Below are 1,847 nucleotides of genomic sequence, written 5' to 3' on the forward strand. Positions count from 1 at the left end.
ATGAAAAGCAAAAAGTGAGCTCAATCAATCAACTGACAGATCAATTCGTAGCAGCCGATAAATATGTTTTCGTAACTCCGATGTGGAATTTGAGCTTCCCTCCAAAATTGAAGTCCTATATCGATAATATTGCGATTGCTGGCAAGACATTTAAATATACTGCGGAAGGACCTGTTGGTTTATTGACAGATAAAAAAGCTGTTCACATCCAGGCTCGAGGCGGTGTTTATTCAGAAGGACCTGCAAAGGCCCTGGAATTTGGCGACAGCTATTTACGTGCAATCCTGGGATTCATGGGCGTTCCTGAAATCGAAACGATCGCAGTTGAAGGTATGGCAGCAACACCAGATCAAGCAGCAGATATTAAGCAAAAAGCAATTGATCGTGCGAAGGAATTCGCAAAACAATTTTAACCCACCAAAAAAGCCTGGAAGCCCAGGCTTTTTGTTTTTATTTATTTAACTCCGTCCAGCGGGATGTCCTTGCGATGGTCAAAATTGAACACCGTTCCTTCACTTTTTGCCAGTTCTTCAGCATTTACCTGCTGATTCAATTGGCCTATTACCGCACCTTCTAATGGAATATCCTTGCCATATTCAAACATTCATTCCACCTCCTATTTATTAGTATGGGTATTTGTTACTAATATATTTCCATTAACAATACTTTTCTCCTGCAAATTTCCGAATTTTATTTACAAAAAGCAAAATCAAACGAGCAATTACTTATTAAAGATTATGCTTCGCTATTTTGGCTAATTTCTATAAACAAAAAAACGGCAGATCTCTGCCGTTTCAAAGGTTCTAATTTCTTATCAAAAATGTAAATCTTTAATTTACCAACTTATTATGATTTCGCAGTTATTCAATAAACAAAGAAATACCTTCATTAATCACTATAAAAATAAATGTCCCAGTGTAAGCCCTATATAAGCTAACAAAATTCCGCCACCGTAACTAACTCCGTTGTAAATGAAAAAATCTTTTTTCCGTTTTTCTAAGTGGAGTTGAATTCCTTCAAGTTTAAAGGTTGAGAATGTTGTAAATGCCCCCATAAAGCCAGTACCCATTAATAATATGGCAGTCCCTTCTATTCCCATTCCAATGATAAAGCCTAAAAGAAAGGAACCTAGTAAATTGATGAAAAGTGTAGCTATTGGGATTTTAAAAGAAAACTTCTTATTGATGAATTGACTGACTGAATAACGAGAGATGGCCCCCAAAAACCCCCCTAACCCAACAAAAAAAACATTAAGTATGCTCATTGGTTCGCTTCTCCTTTACTACCCGATATCCTAGCCGGCTCATAATGAGCCCTCCTGCAATACTAATGAGTACATAAACAAATGCTAAAAATAATTCATTATTGTGAATTAACGTGACCGTTTCTACACTTAACGTAGAAAAAGTAGTAAAAGAGCCAATCAATCCCGTTCCGATGGCAGCCTTCAAGTGGTCAGGAATTGAAAATCTTTTTACAAAAACAGTAGTGAACCAGGATAATAAAAAACTGCCTAATAGATTAACGGTAAGTGTGGCAAAAGGAAACTCTAGACTTTCATCAAATAAGAAAAGACCAATACTATATCTTAAAATTGCCCCGAGGAAACCTGCTATCCCAATCCATAAGTAAGCCATGATCTATGCCTCCGAATTTCAATTAAAAAATAATAGACTCCTGCCAGCTAAAATTACTGACAGGAGCCATTAGCCTTACGGCGGTTTAAGGTGAACTCCATCACCTATTCATTATTAAATCATAATATAGTTTGAATTCCGCAGCAAGCCAACAAATGCATTGCGAATGAATATCGGAATGAAAAATCGAAAATATAAACATGTTTAAAA

Annotated in this window: 4 protein-coding genes and 1 riboswitch; of the genes, 1 reads left to right on the top strand and 3 read right to left on the bottom strand. The window is 36.4% G+C overall.

Going from position 1 to position 1,847, the window contains the following annotated elements:
* The coding region (locus WB217_RS08935; RefSeq protein WP_423992657.1) for an FMN-dependent NADH-azoreductase at positions 1–413 on the top strand (413 nt) is incomplete at its 5' end.
* Between the two features lie 41 nt (positions 414–454).
* Here the strand turns inward: WB217_RS08935 and WB217_RS08940 are convergent.
* From WB217_RS08940 to crcB (WB217_RS08950), 3 genes are all read right to left on the bottom strand, one after another.
* Entirely contained in the window at positions 455–604 is a 150-nt protein-coding gene (locus tag WB217_RS08940) for a hypothetical protein (protein WP_423992659.1), read from the bottom strand.
* Between the two features lie 291 nt (positions 605–895).
* Positions 896–1,264 carry a fluoride efflux transporter CrcB gene (gene crcB, locus WB217_RS08945; protein WP_423992661.1) on the bottom strand — a complete coding sequence of 123 codons (369 nt, stop codon included), beginning with the start codon at positions 1,262–1,264 and terminating at the stop codon, positions 896–898.
* Positions 1,251–1,637 (bottom strand): fluoride efflux transporter CrcB, encoded by a 387-nt coding sequence (gene crcB, locus WB217_RS08950; RefSeq protein ID WP_423992663.1) that lies wholly within the window; start codon positions 1,635–1,637, stop codon positions 1,251–1,253. The genes crcB (WB217_RS08945) and crcB (WB217_RS08950) overlap by 14 nt, the downstream gene beginning before the upstream one ends.
* Before the next feature lie 53 nt (positions 1,638–1,690).
* Positions 1,691–1,751, bottom strand: a riboswitch (Fluoride riboswitch).
* Between the last annotated feature and the right edge of the window lie 96 nt (positions 1,752–1,847).

The sequence above is a fragment of the Mesobacillus sp. genome, assembly GCF_049588175.1.
In the GTDB taxonomy this organism is placed as follows: Bacteria; Bacillota; Bacilli; order Bacillales; family Cytobacillaceae; genus Mesobacillus.